Origin of the sequence: Paraburkholderia bannensis NBRC 103871 (assembly GCF_000685015.1) — a bacterium.
GTDB lineage: Bacteria > Pseudomonadota > Gammaproteobacteria > Burkholderiales > Burkholderiaceae > Paraburkholderia > Paraburkholderia bannensis.
The window spans coordinates 31759-49388 of sequence record NZ_BAYA01000030.1 but is presented as its reverse complement, the minus strand read 5'-3'; the positions used below and the strand labels follow the sequence as shown (position 1 = coordinate 49388).

The following is a 17630-nucleotide window of genomic DNA, read 5'->3' as shown; positions in this document are numbered from 1 at the left end:
CGGACTGCGATGAAACATTCGATTGCATGGATTGCGTTCTTCACAGCGTCAGCCGTCATGCTGACGTGTCCTTATGCCAGCGCAGCTTCGAGTGACAGCACGGCCTCCGCTGCAACTTCCCCCGCGACGGCATCGCCAGCACCCGGCACGTCGAGTGAATCGGGTCAATCGGGTGACTCAGCGTCATCGCACGACAGCGGCCTTGCGACCGAAGACGCCTCGCGCGCCAGCGAACAACAACTGCTCGGCCTGCCTCGCGTGCCGAAAGACACCAACCTGAGCGCCCCGCTCGACGACGGCACGGCATCCACCACGCGCGTTGCGCTGCGCCGCTCGACGTCAACGCACGTAAGCGCCGCTCCGAAGCGCGTGGAGGTGTTCGCCGCGCCGTTCCCTTCGTCCATCTATTCCAGCGGCGCAACCCGCTCCGTCTACAAGAACCCCTGGTAATCGCCGTCATTCATGCAGGCTTCGGCACGCGCCGCCGCACCGGCTGGCACGGATGGCCGAAGCACACCATGCCTTCGGGCATGTCGCCGAATACGCTGCTGCGCGCGCCCACAATCGCGCCCCGCCCGATCGTCACACCCGGCCCGACAAAGACATCGGAGGCGACCCACGCCTGATCGGCCACCCGGATATCGCGCGCACGGATCGGAAAATTCTCCAGCGTGGCATCGTGATCGCCCGCGCACAGATAGCAGCCTTGCGAAACCACGGCGTGATCGCCCACGACGATTTCGCCGAGGCTATAGAGCACAGCGTGGTCGCCAATCCACGCGTAGTCGCCGATGCGCACCTTCCACGGATACGTGATCGTCACCGAAGGCCGGATCACCGTATTGCGCCCCACGCTCGCACCGAAGCGACGCAGCAGCCACGCGCGAAATCCATAAGCGAATTGCGGCGAAGGCTTGAACAACAGCGCCTCGGCGATCCACCAGCACTGCACGAACCATTTCGAGCGGCCACGAAAGTCCGCTGGCACGCTGAACTGCGAGAGATCCTGATACATGGCGCGCTCCAGGAAATTCAGGCGAAACGCTCGACAGCGTCGATCAGGCCGTGCGCCATCGCCTTCACGGTAAAGTGCGATTCGTAGAGCGATTGCGCGCGCACTTTCATGCGCTCCTTGTCGCCCAGCTTCAGGCGCAGCCAGCGATCGAGGCTGTGCTCGACGCCATCCACGGTGTCGTCACTCACGAAACCGGCCTCGTTTTCCAGCACTTCGCGCCAGATGTTGACCTTGTTCGTGATGAGCACGGGCAACTGGCAAGCCAGCGCCTCCGCAATCACAATGCCGAAATTCTCCTGGTGCGAAGGCAGCACGAAGACATCGCTCGCATAGAACGCGGCCCATTTGTCGTTGCCTTCGAGCATGCCTGTCCACGTGATGCGCTCGCTCATCCCCAGCTCGCTTGCGCGTGCGCGCAGACGCTCGCCCAGGTTGCCGCTCTCGGGGCCGGCCACCACGAGCTGCCAGTCCGGATGCGCCTGGGCACGGCGCGCAAATGCCTCGATCAGCAGGTCGCAGCCCTTCTTCGGATGCACGCGGCTCAGGAACAGCATGAGGCGCTTGCCGCGCAATTGCGGGTGGCGCGCAAAGAACGTATCGCGCAGCGAATCGCCTTGCGCGGGCGGGCTGGCCGTGCCGCAGGGCACGATGTGCTCGTTCGCGCGATAGAGCCAGAACGAATCGCGCGAGAGCAGGCGCTCTTCTTCGCTGGTGAACAGCACCGCGCAGGCGTCGCGCAGCAAGCGATATTCCGACCACGGCCAGTAGAGCCACTTCTTCAGGTGCTTCAGCGGATAGGTGCGTTTGAACCACGGATCGAGCATGCCATGCGTAAACACGAAATACGGCACGCCTGAGCGCCGCAACGCGCGCCAGGCGCCAAAGCTGTGGTATTGCCAGAGCCCGTTGATGATGACCGCGTCATAGCGCTGTGCATTGGCGCGTAGCCACGGCACGAGGCGCGAGTTATAGCGGTAGTGCCCCGCCGAAGGCCCGATTGCGTGCACCGGCAGCGAGAACGCCGCCACGTGCGCCTCGCCGGGATCGTCGAGCGACAGCACATCGACGGTATGGCCCGCCGCGCACAGATAGGCGCCCGACTGGCGCACCGCTTCCACCGTGCCGCCAAGCTGCGGATTCGTCGAAGGCAGGATATGCAGTATCTTCATGCGTGCGTCCCTATGGATTCCTCATGAGTGGCGAAAGACCGGGTTGTGCGCAGGCCCATCGTGACGATGAGCTTGCGGGTCATTTCGTCGATGCTGAAGCGCCCCGCGTTGTCGAGCCCCGCCAGCTTCAGGCGCTCGAAGTTCGCGCTTGCAACGAGCTGCGCCGCGCGCGCCGAATCGGCGGGATCGAAATAGACCGCCGCCGCGCCGCCCACTTCCGGCAGCGGGTCGATGCAGGAAGCGAACACTGGGCAACCGCACGCCTGCGCCTCGATCACAGGCCAGCCAAAGCCCTCGTTGAGCGACGGAAAGAGCATCGCCTGCGCGCCCGAATAGAGCGCGACAAGCAACGCATGCGACGCATCCTCGATCGTATGGACGCGCGAGGCAAAGCCGCCCGTCGCGATCACTTCGCGCATCGCGGCATCGGGCGGCGGGCCGACGAAGACGAGCTGCGCATCGGCGAAACGCGGCATGCGCTGCAGATGCGCAAAGATGCGCGTGACCGCCACGCGGTTCTTGCGTGGATGATCGGAGCCGACATGCAGGAAATAAGGACGTGCGGCCAGCGCGCCATAGCCGTTTGCCGATAGCGCGGCGCGCCACTCGGGATCGGGACGAAACGCACCATTGAGCGCGTTGAGCACGACAGACGTGCGCGGCGCAAGCTCGTCGCGCAGCGCCAGCAGATTCGAGCGCGTCAGGTCAGACACGCACACGATGCGCTGCGCGCGCGCCATGCCATGAAAATTCAGCGCCTGGAGCACTTTGCCCGTGAAGCCGGTATGCCAGCCTTCGACGAGTCCACGCGCCGCCTGAATGGCAATCACGTCATGACATGTCACGCTGCTGCGCGCGCGCGGCAGCCAGAACAGATACATGCCGTTGGAGTGATCGCAGACATGCGTGCGATCGAAGCGGCGCGCGGCGCGTACGAGCGAAAAGGGAAAAATCACGAACTTATCGATATACCCGATCCACTTCGCGAGCCCCGACACCGAGGCGCCCGCGCGCAACAGCACCGGGCGCGGCGCGATGAGCTCCACCTCCACGCCCGCGGCGCGCAAGCCGTCCAGCAGCATGTGCGCATAGGCCAGCATGCTTTTCTGGCCATCGGCGGGATAGTTGCCTACCAGCAGCACCTTCATGAGCGCACTCCCCAATCGAGCATCGGGTCGCCAAGCGGCGCAGTCACCGGCAAATCGCGCGTCGAGCACAACGCCAGGCCCAGCGCGATATAGCCGAACGCATTCGCACTCACCTGCCCGCTCACCGGCCACGACGACATGCCATAGGCGGTGGTCGCCCAGATCAGCAGCGGCAGGGTCTCGCTGCAACGCACGAGCCGCACGAGGCTGCGCGAGATGCCCACCGCGAAAATCAGGCACTTCACGAGCAACCACGCGAAGCCCACGACGCCCATTTCCAGCAGCACGCGCGCGGGCTCCGATTCGGCAAGCTCGAATGCGTTCTCGCCGGTAAGCAGCACCGATCCCGCATTGGTGCCCGCGCCCAGGCCGTGGCCGACAAAGGTCATTTCCTTGCGCGCGGCAGGCTCGCCGAGCAGCTCGGTTTCGATGCGGCCCATCACGTCTTCGTCGGCAGCCGCGGTCTGGAAGCGCTCCTGGGTCGCGACCAGCGCATCGCTGAAGAGCCCGAGCGTGAGCGCAAGCGCAAGCACGGCCAGCACCGTGCGCGCGATCGACTGCATCAACGCCTTGCCGGTCTTCGCCGCGCCAAAGCCCGCGAGCGTCTGCACGGCAAGCAGCGCGCCGAAGAACATGATCGATGCACGGGAGCCGCTCACCAGCGTGGAAATCGCCACGCAGATGAAGGCCACCACCGCAAGCCACGCATGCCGGTACAAACGCACGCCGTTCCACACCGAGCTGATCGCGAGCGGCGACACGACCGCGATGAAGCACGCAAAGCCCATCGTGAACGTGAAGGTGCCGCTCACGCGCACGATATCGGCGGTGACGCGGAAGATGGCGTCTTCGTCGGTATCGGGCTGCACGTTGAGCGGCGACGAGGGCGGCAGGAAATGCTGGAGCATCACGAGCGGCGTCATCACGATCCCCAGTGCGATCATGAGGCGCATCACGCGCACGATCTCCAGCGTGGTAAGCGTGCAGGCCATCGCCAGCGCCATCCAGAAGTACAGCAGCCAGAAGCGCAGGCCGAGCAGGAAAAGCACGATTGGCCCTTGCAGCACGACGATCTGGAACAGCCCCCAGCCCGCCACGACGAACGTCCACGCCAGCAGGCATTGCGTGGCGAACGGCATCGCCGCGAAGCGGCCGCGCAACGCGGCGCGCATCACGAGCGCGAAGGCGGCGGCGTCGCGGCACAGCAGCAGCGGGCTCGTGAGGCCGGGCGCGATCCACTTGCGCACCGCGCCTTCGAACACCGTCACGAGTATCACGGTCAGCACGAGCATGAAATCGAAGCGCAACGGCTCGCGCCCGACGGCATTCGTGGCGTGCACAGGCAGTCGCATCGGTTACTCCAGCGTTTGCGCGATCAGGTCGGCGACGCGCCCGCGATACGCGCGCCACGTGAAATAGCGCGCGGCGGCAAGCGCGCTGGCCGACGCTTCGCGTATCGACTGGCGATTGGTCACTTTCTCGCGCATCGATTGATAGATCGCCTCTTCGGTCGGCTCGATCACCCAGCCGCTATCGGGAAAGCGCGTGATGACCTCGCGCGCGCCCGTCATCGTCGACACGATCGCGGGCGTGCCCGTCGCCATCGCCTCGACCACCACCATGCCGAAGGCGTCGAAGCGCGAGGGCAGCAGCAGGCAATCGGCATCGGCAAACAGGGCGTAAAGCGCTTTCTGCGGCACGCCCGCCAGGCAGCGCACATGCGGCACCTGCTTTGCGAGCGTGAGCCACTGGGGTTCCTCGCTGCCGCCCACGAGCGTGAGATCGGCGCAATGGCCGTCGGCGTTCAGGCGCTTGAACGCGTCGAGAATCAGGTCGATCGACTTGCGCGACGACAGCGTGCCCGCGAAGATGAACTGCACGGGCCGCGCGTCATCCGGTCGACGCGCGACGCCAGCGGGAAGCTCCGCGCCCAGCAGCACCGACCGCACCTTGCGCTCGTCCACACCCGCACGCAGATACGATTCTCGCGCCATGTCCGAGCAGGTGATGACGAGGTCGGCCAGTTGCACTTCCTCGTCCTTGCGGCGATTGATCTCGTCGATATAGCCGTTCGAGGGCACGTCGATCAGCCGCTTCGCATCCTCATGATGCAGCGAAGGCGCGTCGAGAATGCAGGTCGCGCCCACTTCGCGCGCCGCCTTGAAGGTGTGCCACGCCGAGTTTTCATAGCCCACGACGGCGGCGGGTTTCAGCGCGCGCACCTGCTGCGCGACCCACCAGTCGAACCAGTGAAACACGCGATGCGTGTAGTCGTGACGCGTGGGTGCGGTACGCGCGAGCGAGCGCGCGCGCAATAGCATCTGCCACCACACCGGATGGCGGCGCAGCGCCTGCGGCACGGCGGTGCCTCGCACTTTCCTGCGCCATTGCGCGGGCATATAGGCAGGCGCCTTGTCGTCCGCGCACTGCACCGGCACGCCCGACCAGAACGTCTGCAGCATGCCGCGCTCATAGAGGCCCCACGCAAGCTGGTGCGAGTGCTGCAAGCCAGGATGAAAGACCGCGACCGTCTTGCCGGGCTTGCCCGTGCGTAGCACTGCATCGCTCATGACGTGATCTCCACGATTTTCTCGATGAGTTGGGCGCTGCGCGCGTGCTCTGCGAATACGCGCGCGCCGATGGCCGCCGACGTCGTATCGAGTCCGTCGCCAGCGTCGCGAAACGCGTTGCGCGTGAGGAAATGCCGCTCCGGCAGCGGATAGTGCGTGGGCACCGGATAGTTGCCCACGCCGTCGAAGATCGACACCGGCGCGACGCCGTGGCACGCGTAGGCCGCATAGACGCCCGACTTCGACGCCTGGCCCCAGGGCGTGTTGAAAAAGCCCCATTTCGCCCGCATCAGCCGCTGCGAGATGGCTTCCGATGGCAGCGGCCCCGTCGCTTCGAAAGGCCAGGGCATGAGCGACTGCGCCACCGCGTCGAGCCACGCGCCGCCACTGCCGATGTCGACGACGCGCTCGATATGGCCGCGCCCCAGTTGCTCGGTGAGCGCGGGCAGCGCTTCGCGATAGATCTCCTCACGCGTGCGCGCGGAGCCGAACACCACCGCCACGTCCTCGCGCTCGCGCCAGGCGTCCACCTCATCGGGCTCGCCCACGTTCGAGAACGTCGGCGCATAGATCGCGCGCTCGCCCATGCGCTCGACGCCCCACGTGTAGGCCCAGTCGGTGTTGAAGAACGCGTAGTCGGCCAGCTCGGCAATGCGCTCGCAGATGCGGCGCTGCATCGGCGCGAGCCAGTACGCACTCGACAGGCCGCGCGCGACCAGCACCCAGAGCTCGTGAAAATAGACCACGACTTTCACGCCCCGCGCGCGCGCCGCGTCGACGAACGCCGGCAACCAGAGCGGCACGCCCTTGCGGCTGAAACCGTAGATCGACAGTTGCAGGATCCACACGTCGCCGGGCACGACGGGCACCACGCGCGCAGCGGCGCGATTGGGCACCGCATAACGCTGCGCTTCGCGCTGGCGCTCGCGCAACAGCCGCACGAGCACACCCGAATGGTCGGATACGCCGCAACCGTGCTCCTTGATCTCGGGTTGAACGATGCGAAAGCTGGTCATAAAAGCGCGATCCTCGCGGTCGGCAGGGGTAAGTTCAGGCGCTGGCCAGGCCGCGCACCGGCTCGGCTTCGTGAGCGCCCAGGAACGCGTTGTAGGCACGCGCCAGTCCGTCCACCAGCGCGACGCGCGGCTGCCATCCCAGCGCACGCAGGCGCGCGCTGTTCATGAGCTTGCGCGGCGTGCCGTCGGGCATCGACGTATCGAACTGCACCTCGCCGTCGTAATCGACCACGCCCGCAATCGTCTGCGCTAGTTCGGCAATCGTCACGTCGCTGCCGAAGCCCACATTGATATGGCTTTGCATCGGCGCGGTGCATTGGCCGTACAGCGCGCGATCCATTTCCATGACGTAGACGCTCGCGGCGGCCATGTCGTCGACGTAGAGAAATTCGCGGCGCGGGCGGCCCGACCCCCACACCTGAACCGCACGGTCGCCCTTGTTGCGGGCCTCGTGAAAACGCCGGATCAGCGCGGGCACGACATGGCTCGTCTGCTGGCTGTAGTTGTCGCCGGGGCCGTAGAGGTTGGTCGGCATCACGCTGCGATAGTCGGTGCCGTGCGATTCGCCGAACTGGCGGTTATAGCTCTCGCACAGCTTGATGCCCGCGATCTTCGCGATGGCGTACGGCTCGTTGGTCGGTTCGAGCTTGCCGCTGAGCAACGCGCCTTCGTCGATGGGCTGCTCCGCGAACTTCGGATAGATGCAGCTCGAACCGAGAAACAGCAGGCGCTGCACGCCCGCGCGCCACGCTTCGTGAATCACGTTCGCTTCGATCATCAGGTTCTGGTAGATGAAGTCGGCGGGGTAGTGGTCGTTGGCGAAAATGCCGCCGACCTTTGCCGCGGCCAGATAGATCTCGTCGATCGATTCGTCGCGAAAGAACGCACGCACGGCCTCCTGGCTCGTGAGATCGAGTTCGGCATGTGTGCGCGTGATGAGCTCCACGTCCGGGCGCAGCGCGAGGATACGCGCGATAGCCGCGCCGACCATGCCGCGATGACCCGCTACATAAACGCGCTTACGTTTGTTCTGCATGATGAGCTCCTTGCCGCTGCGCTTACTCGTGATAGTCGTAGGCGACATAACCGTGCTCCTTGACCAGCTCGTCGCGCCCCGCCAGTTCGTAGTCCGACCAGACCATTTCCTTGACCAGTTGCTCGAAGCTCGTGGTCGGCTCCCAGCCCAGTTTCTGCTTGGCCTTCGCCGGGTCGCCCAGCAGCGTCTCGACTTCGGTGGGACGGTAATAGCGCGGGTCGATGCGCACGATCACGTCGCCGGGCCGGACATGCTTGCCATCGCGCACGCTCGCCACGGTGCCGGTTTCCTCCGCGCCGTTGCCGCTCCACGCGATCTCGATGCCCATTTCGGTGGCCGCCGCCTCGACGAAATCGCGCACGCGATACTGCACGCCCGTGGCAATCACGAAGTCCTCGGGCTGTTCCTGTTGCAGCATCAGCCACTGCATCTGCACGTAGTCGCGCGCGTGGCCCCAGTCGCGCTTCGCGTCCAGGTTGCCCAGATAGAGCGTCTTTTGCAGGCCCAGCTTGATGCGTGCGATCGCGCGCGTGATCTTGCGCGTGACGAAGGTCTCGCCGCGATTCGGGCTTTCGTGATTGAACAGGATGCCGTTGCACGCATACATGCCGTACGCTTCGCGATAATTGACGGTGATCCAGTAGGCGTAGAGCTTCGCCACCGCATAAGGGCTGCGCGGATAAAAAGGCGTGCGCTCAGTCTGCGGGATCTCCTGCACCAGCCCATAGAGTTCGGACGTCGAGGCCTGGTAGAAGCGCGTCTCCTTGGTCATCCCAAGAATGCGGATCGCTTCCAGGATGCGCAGCGTGCCCACGCCATCGGCATTGGCCGTGTATTCGGGTTCCTCGAATGACACCGCCACGTGGCTCTGCGCCGCGAGGTTGTAGACCTCCGTGGGCCGCACCGACTGGATGATGCGGATAAGATTGGTCGAATCGGTCAGGTCGCCGTGATGCAGCACGAAATTACGGCCCGTCTGGTGCGGATCCTGATACAGGTGGTCGATGCGGTCGGTATTGAACAGCGAGGCGCGGCGCTTCACGCCGTGAACCTCATAGCCCTTGTCGAGCAGCAGTTCCGCGAGATAGGAACCGTCCTGCCCCGTAATGCCCGTGACCAGTGCAACCTTGCGTTCCATGATGGCGCTCTCCAGTGTGCGTGCGCGCACGTCCCGTGCGGTGCGATTCGCGTTGTCAGTGTTGTCGGTGTTATCGAGTCAATGCAGTTCCACGGCGTCCGCCGTGTAGGTGGGGAAATTCGAGCCGTAGCCAAACGGGCCGCGCGGCACATCGGTGAGCACCACGCCCTTCACGGCGATGCCGCCGTGGCGCAGCCGCCGCACGGTCTCGCCGATGCCGGACAACGCATCGCGCCCATGACGGCAGACCAGCAGCGTCGCACCCGCGCGGCGCGCGATCAGTGCGGCGTCGGTCACGGCCAGCACCGGCGGCGTGTCGATCAGCACCACGTCGTAGCGCGCGGACAACTCGTCGAGCAGCGAGCGAAAGCGCTCGCTCATCAACAACTCGGAGGGATTGGGCGGCACCGTGCCTTGCGGCAAGGCGTCGAGCCCTGGCAGCACGTTGCGGATCAGCGCGCTGTCCAGGTCTGCTCCCGCAATCACATCCGAAAGACCGGGACGGCGACGGATGTTCAGGTACTCGTGAATGTCGCCGCGCCGCATGTCGCCATCGACGATGATGGTGCGCTTGCCGCCCAGCGCGAGCACCGCCGCAAAGTTCACCGAGACGAACGATTTGCCGACCTTGTTGCGCGGCCCGGTGATGGCAACGATGTTGTTGCTGGCCGCAAGCAGTCCGAACTGCATCGCCGTGCGCAGGTTGCGAATGCCTTCGATCGCCACGTCGTGCGCGGCGCAACCGGCAAGCACATGCTGGGCGCGCGTACCGCGCTTCATGGCTTCATAGATCTTGAGTTGCGCGGGGCTGCGCGGCACGACCGCATAGACCGGCACGCCGATCACATGCTCGATCTCCTTCGAATTTTCCACGCCGCCGAACACCATCTTGCGGCACAGCGCGATGCCCACGCCCACCAGCACGCCCAGCAGCGCGGAGAACACGAGAATCACCGAGCGGTTCGGACGCACCGGATATTCAGGCAGCGAAGCGTGGTCGACCACGCGCACGCTGCCCACCTGCCCCGCTTTCACCACGCGCAACTGCTGGGCGTTGTTGAGCAGGTTCGTGTAGAGCTGCGTATCCACGCGCACGTCGCGCATCAGGCGCAGCGCATTCTGCTCGGTGTCGGGCATCTTCTCGACGCGCGCGGACAGATCGGCCATCTGCTGGCGCAGCGTGCCCATCTGCGCGTCGAGCGCGGCCACGGCAGGATGCTTGGGCGTAAAGCGCTGGATCATCTCGTCGCGCTGCTGCTGGAGATCGACGAGCTTGGTCTTGTCGTCCACCACCTGCTGCAGCAGCAAGCGGCTTTCCTCGCTCAGGTCGACCGAGCCGTTTTCATTGCGAAAGCGGTTGTACTTCTCCTCGGCGTCTTCGAGTTCCGCGCGCAGTTGCGGCAACTGCTGCTCAAGGAATGCGAGCGTATGCTCGGCTTCGCCGGAGCGGCTGTCGATGTTCTGCTTGACGTACTGCTCGGTGATCGTATTGAGGATCAAGGCCGTACGCGCGGCGTCGTTGCCGTGCAGGCTCACGCCGATCATGCCGGACTGCTTGGCGCGTTCCGCCACCGTGAGATGGCTTTGCAGTTCGCTCGTCGCATGTTCGAGCGACACTTTCGTCACGCCGAACTGCGTGCCGGGACGCGCCACCAGCGTGTCGACGCGCATCGACACGGGTTCGCTGCCGAACTGCGCCGTCGCTGTCGTGCCCGCGCGGCCGTTGAGCACGAGCTGGCCGCCCTTCGTCACGAGGCTGTACGTATTGCCGCCCTGCGCGACCAGCACCACGCCTTCGCGCGCAAGACGCGGCGGCAGGTCGAGCGCGCTGATCGCCACTTCTTCGCCGCCCCACGCGTATTGCGCGAGGCCGAAGCGCGGCGGCGCGAGTTCGCCGGGCGGCACATGGCGCGCGAGCGCCGCGCCGATCAACGGGAAATAATGCGGCTGCACGTCGATATCGAGGTGCAGGCGCGAGACCGCCTGGCCGACCACGAGATCGGAGCGCAGCAGTTCGATTTCGGCGGCGGCCGTGCCGCCCTTATCGAAGATCGAAGCCAGCTCCCCCAGCGAATCGCGGTCTTTCGACGACAGCTCGTTGTCGAGAATCTGGATCAGCGACTGCGCTTCATACACGGGTGTCGCGACGAACGCATAGAAGCCGCCGAGCAGCAGCGCGAGCACGGTCATGGCCAGAATCAGGCGCCAGCTTTCGGCGATACGCGAGAACCACATCGACAGCGGCACATCCATCTGCGCGGCGAGCGGCTGCGGATCGAGTGGCGCAACAGCACTCAGGTGCTCGGCAGCGGGCTCTCGTACAAGGCGAGGAGTAGGTGCGTTCATTTTGTCAACACCGCTGCGGTAAGGCCCGCGTTAATGGCCGGAAGAAGGAGATTCAGCACGCGCGAAAGGCGTACGAGCCCATTGCTGTCGATGTAGACGACATCGTTCGATTGCAGCTGGAACTGATTGGCGAGGATCATCGACACCGGCGAGCGCGCGTCCAGGTGGTAGACCTGCGCCTGCGTGCCTTCCGCGCCGCGAATCACGTAAAGCTGTTGCGGGTCGGCGGTATTGGCGTTGACGCTGCCCGCCTGCGAGATCGCGTCGCTCAGCATCAGCTTGCCGTTGCGCATGGGCACCGCCGTGACCGGCTTCGACACCTCGCCCATCACGTAGACGCCGTTTTCCTCGCGCGCCACCACGCGCAGGAGGTCGCCGTTGCGCAGGCGGATGCTCGCGGGGTTTTCGTTGCGTGCGAGCATCGCGGGCAGGTCGAGCCGGTACGACTTGCCGTCGCGCACCAGCACCATCTGGCTCTGGTCGGCGTTTTTGGTGAAGCCACCGGAGCGCGCGACCGCCTGATAGAGCGTCATCGGCACATCGTTGATCGCAAGCGAGCCAGGCGACTGCACCTCGCCGTCCACGTAGATCTGTTTCGAGCGATACGACACGATGCGCACGGTCACCTGCGGCTTGTTGTAGACCTCGGAGAGCCGCTCGTGCACGATGCGCTGCACGTCCTCGATCTGCATGCCGGCGACATGCTGCCGGCCCACGTACGGAAACTGCAGATAGCCATCCTGATCGATCACGAAGCCTGGCGCCGGGTCGGCAGAACGTTGCGCCGACACGCTATTGGCCTGGCCGCTTTGCGCGGCGATCAGCTCCGGATGATCCCAGACGGTGATGTCGAGCACGTCGCCGGGGCCAAGCGTGTAGTGCGAGGGCTGGCTCATCGATTCGAGCATCGCCCACGTGTTGTCCGGCGCGGCGGCCGCACGCAGCTGCTGGATCAGCCGCAGGTTGATTTCGGTGATCGGCACTTCGGTTTGCGCCTGCGATGCATTGGCGTCCGTGCCTTCTCCTGTCGGCAAGGTCGCCGGTTGCGACATGCGCATGCCCGGCGCGGTCGAACAGCCCGTGAGCGCGCTGGCCAGCGCGAGAATGGCGATGAGCGCCGCCAGTCCGCCGCGGCCCAGGCGGCGGGACTGCGTTGCAGGGCGCTTGATACGAGGTGTCGGTGCGCGCATCGCGCCGCGTGCTCTCTGGCACGCGTGCAGGACGGCGGCAACGATGAACCCTTCCAGCATCTGGATGAACACGATCATTCTTCCCCAACGTTGAGAGGAAATGAAGGATGACGAACGAAAACCCCGGAACAGACGCGCTGTTTCCCCCCGCGTCCACCTCTCTTCGATCGCCACACCAATGGACGCGCGATCAGTACGCGTTGCTGTGCACAAGCCCCTTGAGAACGGTGGCCGCCACGATGCGCATGTCGAGCGCAAACGACCAGTGGTGAAGGTAGTAGAGATCGTGTTCGACGCGGCGCTCCATCTTCTCCACGCGATCGGTCTCGCCGCGATAGCCGTTCACCTGCGCCCAGCCCGTGATGCCCGGCTTGATGCGATAACGATGGATATAGCCGTTGACGACCTTGCGATAGAGCTCGTCGTGCTCGATCGCGTGCGGGCGCGGGCCGACCACCGACATTTCGCCGCGCAGCACGTTGTAGAACTGCGGCAGCTCGTCCATGCTCGTGCGACGCAGGATGCCGCCGATCTTCGTGATGCGCGAGTCGTTGCGCGTGGCCTGCACGACCTGCCCCGCGACTTCGGCATGCTGGCGCATGGTGCGGAACTTGTAGATGCGGAACACGCGACCGTCCGCGCCCATGCGCTTTTGCGTGAAGAACACCGGCCCCGGCGAAGAAAGCTTCACGGCGATACTCACCGCAATGAAGACCGGCAGCAGCGCGAACAACGCCGCCGCCGCAAACACGCGGTCGAAGATCTCCTTCTTCGCGAGCGCATGAGCGGGCATCGGCGAGGCGACAAGATTCATCGCCGGCATGCCGATAAGATCGATCATCGCGCTGCCGAACAGCGCCATGCTGCGCACGTCCGGAATAAAGCGCACGTTCACGAGATCGTCGCGAAACGCATTCACGCATTGCAGGATGGCCTGCTCCTCGCACAGCGGCAATGCCAGCCACACTTCCTGGATGCCGTTGCGGCGCACGAAATCGACGAAGCTCGCGAAGTGATCCTGGCCCGCAAACGCCGGCACGCCGATGATCGACGCGCCGCCTGCCGGCTTCGCGTCATACGCCGCCATCGCGCGAAAACCCGTGGCGGGCGCTTGCTGGATGCGCTCGACGATATGCTGGCAATGCTCGCCGCAACCGACGATCGCCACGTTGCGCAGGTTCATGCCCGCATGGCGAGCACGCGACAGCGCGGCGCGCACGACCAGCCGCGCGCCCACCAGCGCGAGCGCCGTGTAGCCGATCCACCACGTGAACCACATGCGCGAGACGGCATCGGCGCGATGCACCGCGAACATCATCACCAGCGCGCAGACGCACACCACCAGCCACGCGAGCAGCACCTGCGACACCAGCCGCACGATCGAGCGGCCGCGCCACGACTGATAGACGCCGAACACCGGAAACACCGCCAGCGTGAACGCGCAGGCGAACAGGGCGAACGCACCCTCCACGCCCTGCGAAATGCCGTCGGTCGCGTGCAGGCTCGTGGCCAGGCGCGCACAGACAACGATCAGCGTGACGTCCAGCACGCGCGCAAGCAGTCCCTGCACGCCGCCAAACGAAGCCGGGGATTCCGGCACGAACTCGATGGTACTCATGGCCCGACCCTCCAGTTGCGAGCGCAACGCGTGCGCTCGCGGTGCACGCTACAGATACGCTCAGGCTCGGCCATAGGTGTCGTCGAAGCGCACGATGTCGTCCTCGCCCAGATAAGCGCCCGATTGCACCTCGATGATTTCGAGCGGCAATTTGCCGGGGTTTTCCAGACGATGACGCACGCCGATCGGAATAAAGGTCGATTCGTTTTCGCTCAGCATGAACTGCTCGTCGCCGCGCGTGACGAGCGCCGTGCCGCTCACCACGACCCAATGCTCCGCGCGGTGGTGATGCAGTTGCAGCGAAAGCTGCGCGCCGGGCTGCACGACGATGCGCTTGACCTGGAAGCGCGCACCCTTGTCGATCGAGTCGTAATAGCCCCAGGGCCTGCGCACCTTGCGGTGCGTGTTGGCTTCGGGCGCGTGCAGCGCCTTGATCTTCGACACCAGGCCCTTGACGTCCTTCACGCGCGAACGGTCGGCCACCAGCACGGCGTCGTCGGTTTCCACCACGACCACGTTGCTCACGCCCACGCAGGCCACGAGACGCCCTTCGGAATGCGCGAGGCTCGACGTCGAGTTCTCGAACATCACGCGCCCGCGCCCCACATTGCCGTCCACGTCCTTGTCGAGCGCATCCCACACGGCGTCCCACGAACCCAGGTCAGACCAGCCCGCATCGAGCGGCACGACCACGCCGGGCGCGAGCGCCGGGTCGGTGCCCAGGCGCTCCATCACCGCGTAGTCGATGGAATCGGACGGCGAGGCCTTGAAGTAGTCGCGATGCGGACGGAAGAACGCGCCGTCGTGCTGCCCCGACACAAAAGACGCCATGCAGGCCTCGTGCATCGCGGGCTGCAGGCGCTGCAACGTATCCAGCCAGACCGATGCGCGCACAACGAAAATGCCGCTGTTCCACCAGTAATCGCCGGTTTCGACGTAATGCGCGGCCAGCTCGGGCGCGGGCTTTTCGACGAAGCCCGCGATATTGCGCGCGCCGTCGTCGAGCGGCTTGCCCAGGCGGATATAGCCGAAGCCCGTATCGGGCCGCGTCGGCGGCACGCCGAGCGTGGCGATGGCGCCCGCTTCCGCATGGCGCGCGGCGCGGCTCACGGCGCGCTGGAAGGCCGCAAGGTCGCCAATTGCATGATCGGCAGGCATGGCCACGACGATGGCATCGCCGCCTTGCGCACACGCCGCGGCACAGGCCAGCGTGAGCGCGGGCGCGGTGTCGCGCCGCTCGGGCTCGACGATGATCGCCGCCCTGGCGCCGCTCGCGCGGGTCTGCTCCGCGGTCAGGAAGCGGTGCTCGTCGCCGCATACGACGATGGGCTCCGGCACGATCTCCCACGGCGTGGGGAAACCGTCGAGACGGCGCATCGTCGATTGCAGCAGCGTGTCCTGGCCGATCACGCCGATCAACTGCTTGGGGAACTGTTCACGCGACATCGGCCAGAGACGCGTACCCGCGCCGCCCGCCAGCACGACCGGCGCGATGCGCAAAGTCGGCACATGCGTCATGGGCGCACCCGGCGTACTCACGTCGAGCACGTCGACAGTCACGAACACCGGCGTCGCGTGGGAGCCCGCACGCGTGGTTTCCGCGGGCTTTGCGATTTTTCCGTAATCGACTTCCATCGCTTCGTACTCCTATTATGTATAGCGAGTTGAAACCGCCGGGGCAACGCTGCGCCTGCGCGCGAGCGCTTCGCCCGTCGTCGAAGTGGAATGCGTGTGCTGTCTTCGTCCCGCACGGCGTCGAGCCGTGCGGGACGTACCGTTAGCGCGGAACCGCGCTATATGGATGAGTTCGCCAGAGCGGCGCTTAATAGGCGCTTATCGGGCGCGTATCGGGCGCTTATTGGCCTTCTCATTGGCCAATCGTGTCGTCCACCCGAACGCGATGGCGGCTGCGATATTCGGTGGGCGACACGCCCAGCCGGCTGCGGAAGACCTTGGAGAGACGGTCTCCGTCGCGCATGCCGCTGCGACGCGCGACCTTGTCCACCGGCAGATCGGTGTTGACGAGCAACTGGCACGTCAATTCGAGCCGCACCTGCAACAGATAGTCCGAGGGCGTCATGCCAAGCACGTCCTTGAAACGCCGCAGGAAATTGCGCTCGCTCATCGCGAAGGCCTGGGCTGCGTCCGCCACCGAGATCGCGCGTTCGCAGTTTTCCTGCAGCCAGCGCGCGGACGCCCACACCTTGTCGCCCGAAGTCGGCCGCGAGGCATCGGCAAACAACGCCGATAGCCGCGTGGAAAGACTCGGCAACGCGCGCTCGCCCACCTTGCGCGCAGCGTCGGCGCCCATGTCGCGGCGGATCAGCACGAGTGCCGCGCGCAGCGCCTCATGATGGTCGTCGGCGGCCGCGTCTTCTTCCGCGCCCGCAAGACGCACGCGCTGGCCGAACGGTGCGCCGCCCTGCCCGGATTCGAGCCCGGCTGCCTTCAGCAACTGATGGCCTTCGCCGATCGCGCGCACTTCATCGCTCGCCGGCACCACGCGATGCAGCCATGCCTTCAGGCGTGCATCGCCCAATGCATTGGCCACTGCCCGGCCACCGCCAATGAACAGCGCGTCGAAACCGCGGATGCACGAATCGCCCACTTCGTCGATCGCGGATGTCGCCAGCCTGAGCGACGACGAACAGGCCACGGCGCCCCCCTCTACCGAGAGCAGCCAGACGCGATACGGCAATGACCTTGCGCCTTCCGACATTGCAATATCGTTGGCCAGCTGGAACACCTCTGCCACCATCCCCGCGCCAAGCAGGGAAAAACCTTCAAACAGCACAATCCCGATTTGCCGAGTAACGCTTTCCCGGGTGACTCGCGTCGCGGTGTTTCTGGCCGACAGCGACGCGGCCGAACCTCGATCATCTATAACGACGTATGCCATGACTGATCCCCACTGTGGACGGTCCGCTGGCTCCCTTGTTTCGCATTCCGCGATGCGATTTTATTGTTCCGTGTGCAGTGCATCATAGCTTGCCGAAATGCATTGCGCGTGACGTGACCGATTATGGCGAGGTGTTGGCGGATCAATAAACTGTATATTTATGTGGGCCATCGCACATTGATATGACGAGTGCTGCACGCATTCCGCTGCTAAATAAGCGTGAAGTCATTCGATAAAAACTGGCTGGCGCAGGAACGCCGGCACGACGCGAGCGCCATTGCTGCTCGCTGGGACGCTGCAGCGCAACATGCTGTAAATGACTATTTATCAGTGCTTTATGACCGGTACGAGGTGAGTCATGACGTATCCAGCCACGTATTTTATTTGTCTGATTTAATCCATCGCTTCTATATGTCCTGTCGAATGAATACGTCAATATGGCGCCAAGCATTAATCATTCCACTCTGAGTCAGATGCACACAAAA

At 64.9% G+C, this 17630-nt stretch carries 14 protein-coding genes; 1 reads left to right on the top strand and 13 read right to left on the bottom strand.

The window, feature by feature from the left end; genetic code table 11:
• The first annotated feature begins 9 nt into the window (after window positions 1-9).
• Window positions 10-450 carry a hypothetical protein gene (locus BBA01S_RS31560; protein ID WP_027819927.1) on the top strand — a complete coding sequence of 147 codons (441 nt, stop codon included), beginning with the start codon at window positions 10-12 and terminating at the stop codon, window positions 448-450.
• Window positions 451-460: 10 nt separating this feature from the next.
• On the opposite strand, the gene BBA01S_RS31555 is transcribed toward BBA01S_RS31560, so the two are convergent.
• From BBA01S_RS31555 to BBA01S_RS31495, 13 genes are all read right to left on the bottom strand, one after another.
• Window positions 461-1015, bottom strand: coding sequence for a putative colanic acid biosynthesis acetyltransferase (locus tag BBA01S_RS31555; protein WP_027819926.1), 555 nt, complete (start codon window positions 1013-1015; stop codon window positions 461-463).
• Between the two features lie 17 nt (window positions 1016-1032).
• Window positions 1033-2184 (bottom strand): glycosyltransferase, encoded by a 1152-nt coding sequence (locus BBA01S_RS43650; protein WP_042298232.1) that lies wholly within the window; start codon window positions 2182-2184, stop codon window positions 1033-1035.
• Complete coding sequence (locus tag BBA01S_RS47685; RefSeq protein WP_052391982.1) at window positions 2181-3332, bottom strand: glycosyltransferase family 4 protein; 1152 nt, start codon at window positions 3330-3332, stop codon at window positions 2181-2183. Before BBA01S_RS47685 ends, BBA01S_RS43650 begins: the two co-directional genes overlap by 4 nt.
• Entirely contained in the window at window positions 3329-4684 is a 1356-nt protein-coding gene (locus BBA01S_RS47680) for a hypothetical protein (protein WP_027819925.1), read from the bottom strand. The genes BBA01S_RS47685 and BBA01S_RS47680 overlap by 4 nt, the downstream gene beginning before the upstream one ends.
• A 3-nt stretch (window positions 4685-4687) precedes the next feature.
• Entirely contained in the window at window positions 4688-5902 is a 1215-nt protein-coding gene (locus BBA01S_RS43640) for a glycosyltransferase family 4 protein (protein ID WP_042298231.1), read from the bottom strand.
• Window positions 5899-6918, bottom strand: coding sequence for a hypothetical protein (locus BBA01S_RS47675; protein ID WP_027819924.1), 1020 nt, complete (start codon window positions 6916-6918; stop codon window positions 5899-5901). The genes BBA01S_RS43640 and BBA01S_RS47675 overlap by 4 nt, the downstream gene beginning before the upstream one ends.
• A gap of 34 nt (window positions 6919-6952) precedes the next feature.
• Window positions 6953-7954 (bottom strand): GDP-L-fucose synthase family protein, encoded by a 1002-nt coding sequence (locus tag BBA01S_RS31525; RefSeq protein WP_027819923.1) that lies wholly within the window; start codon window positions 7952-7954, stop codon window positions 6953-6955.
• Between the two features lie 22 nt (window positions 7955-7976).
• Window positions 7977-9092 carry a GDP-mannose 4,6-dehydratase gene (gmd, locus tag BBA01S_RS31520; protein ID WP_027819922.1) on the bottom strand — a complete coding sequence of 372 codons (1116 nt, stop codon included), beginning with the start codon at window positions 9090-9092 and terminating at the stop codon, window positions 7977-7979.
• 78 nt (window positions 9093-9170) lie between these two features.
• Complete coding sequence (locus tag BBA01S_RS43635; protein WP_084162673.1) at window positions 9171-11438, bottom strand: polysaccharide biosynthesis tyrosine autokinase; 2268 nt, start codon at window positions 11436-11438, stop codon at window positions 9171-9173.
• Window positions 11435-12628 carry a polysaccharide biosynthesis/export family protein gene (locus BBA01S_RS31510; RefSeq protein ID WP_027819921.1) on the bottom strand — a complete coding sequence of 398 codons (1194 nt, stop codon included), beginning with the start codon at window positions 12626-12628 and terminating at the stop codon, window positions 11435-11437. Before BBA01S_RS31510 ends, BBA01S_RS43635 begins: the two co-directional genes overlap by 4 nt.
• Window positions 12629-12818: 190 nt before the next feature.
• Window positions 12819-14246, bottom strand: coding sequence for an undecaprenyl-phosphate glucose phosphotransferase (locus BBA01S_RS31505; protein ID WP_042298229.1), 1428 nt, complete (start codon window positions 14244-14246; stop codon window positions 12819-12821).
• 60 nt (window positions 14247-14306) lie between these two features.
• The gene (locus BBA01S_RS31500) at window positions 14307-15764 is read right to left on the bottom strand and encodes a mannose-1-phosphate guanylyltransferase/mannose-6-phosphate isomerase (RefSeq protein WP_084162677.1); all 1458 of its coding nucleotides are present in this window, start codon (window positions 15762-15764) and stop codon (window positions 14307-14309) included.
• 349 nt (window positions 15765-16113) lie between these two features.
• A complete protein-coding gene (locus tag BBA01S_RS31495) occupies window positions 16114-16965 on the bottom strand; it encodes a helix-turn-helix domain-containing protein (RefSeq protein ID WP_407668349.1) in 852 nt (283 codons plus the stop codon).
• Between the last annotated feature and the right edge of the window lie 665 nt (window positions 16966-17630).

What these genes read in the sequence shown, in the direction of transcription:
- BBA01S_RS31560 (WP_027819927.1), top strand. Translation starts at nt 10, where the DNA reads ATGAAACATTCGATTGCATGGATTGCGTTCTTCACAGCGTCAGCCGTC.
- BBA01S_RS31555 (WP_027819926.1), bottom strand. Translation starts at nt 1,015, where the DNA reads ATGTATCAGGATCTCTCGCAGTTCAGCGTGCCAGCGGACTTTCGTGGC.
- BBA01S_RS43650 (WP_042298232.1), bottom strand. Translation starts at nt 2,184, where the DNA reads ATGAAGATACTGCATATCCTGCCTTCGACGAATCCGCAGCTTGGCGGC.
- BBA01S_RS47685 (WP_052391982.1), bottom strand. Translation starts at nt 3,332, where the DNA reads ATGAAGGTGCTGCTGGTAGGCAACTATCCCGCCGATGGCCAGAAAAGC.
- BBA01S_RS47680 (WP_027819925.1), bottom strand. Translation starts at nt 4,684, where the DNA reads ATGCGACTGCCTGTGCACGCCACGAATGCCGTCGGGCGCGAGCCGTTG.
- BBA01S_RS43640 (WP_042298231.1), bottom strand. Translation starts at nt 5,902, where the DNA reads ATGAGCGATGCAGTGCTACGCACGGGCAAGCCCGGCAAGACGGTCGCG.
- BBA01S_RS47675 (WP_027819924.1), bottom strand. Translation starts at nt 6,918, where the DNA reads ATGACCAGCTTTCGCATCGTTCAACCCGAGATCAAGGAGCACGGTTGC.
- BBA01S_RS31525 (WP_027819923.1), bottom strand. Translation starts at nt 7,954, where the DNA reads ATGCAGAACAAACGTAAGCGCGTTTATGTAGCGGGTCATCGCGGCATG.
- gmd (WP_027819922.1), bottom strand. Translation starts at nt 9,092, where the DNA reads ATGGAACGCAAGGTTGCACTGGTCACGGGCATTACGGGGCAGGACGGT.
- BBA01S_RS43635 (WP_084162673.1), bottom strand. Translation starts at nt 11,438, where the DNA reads ATGAACGCACCTACTCCTCGCCTTGTACGAGAGCCCGCTGCCGAGCAC.
- BBA01S_RS31510 (WP_027819921.1), bottom strand. Translation starts at nt 12,628, where the DNA reads ATGCGCGCACCGACACCTCGTATCAAGCGCCCTGCAACGCAGTCCCGC.
- BBA01S_RS31505 (WP_042298229.1), bottom strand. Translation starts at nt 14,246, where the DNA reads ATGAGTACCATCGAGTTCGTGCCGGAATCCCCGGCTTCGTTTGGCGGC.
- BBA01S_RS31500 (WP_084162677.1), bottom strand. Translation starts at nt 15,764, where the DNA reads ATGACGCATGTGCCGACTTTGCGCATCGCGCCGGTCGTGCTGGCGGGC.
- BBA01S_RS31495 (WP_407668349.1), bottom strand. Translation starts at nt 16,965, where the DNA reads ATGTCGGAAGGCGCAAGGTCATTGCCGTATCGCGTCTGGCTGCTCTCG.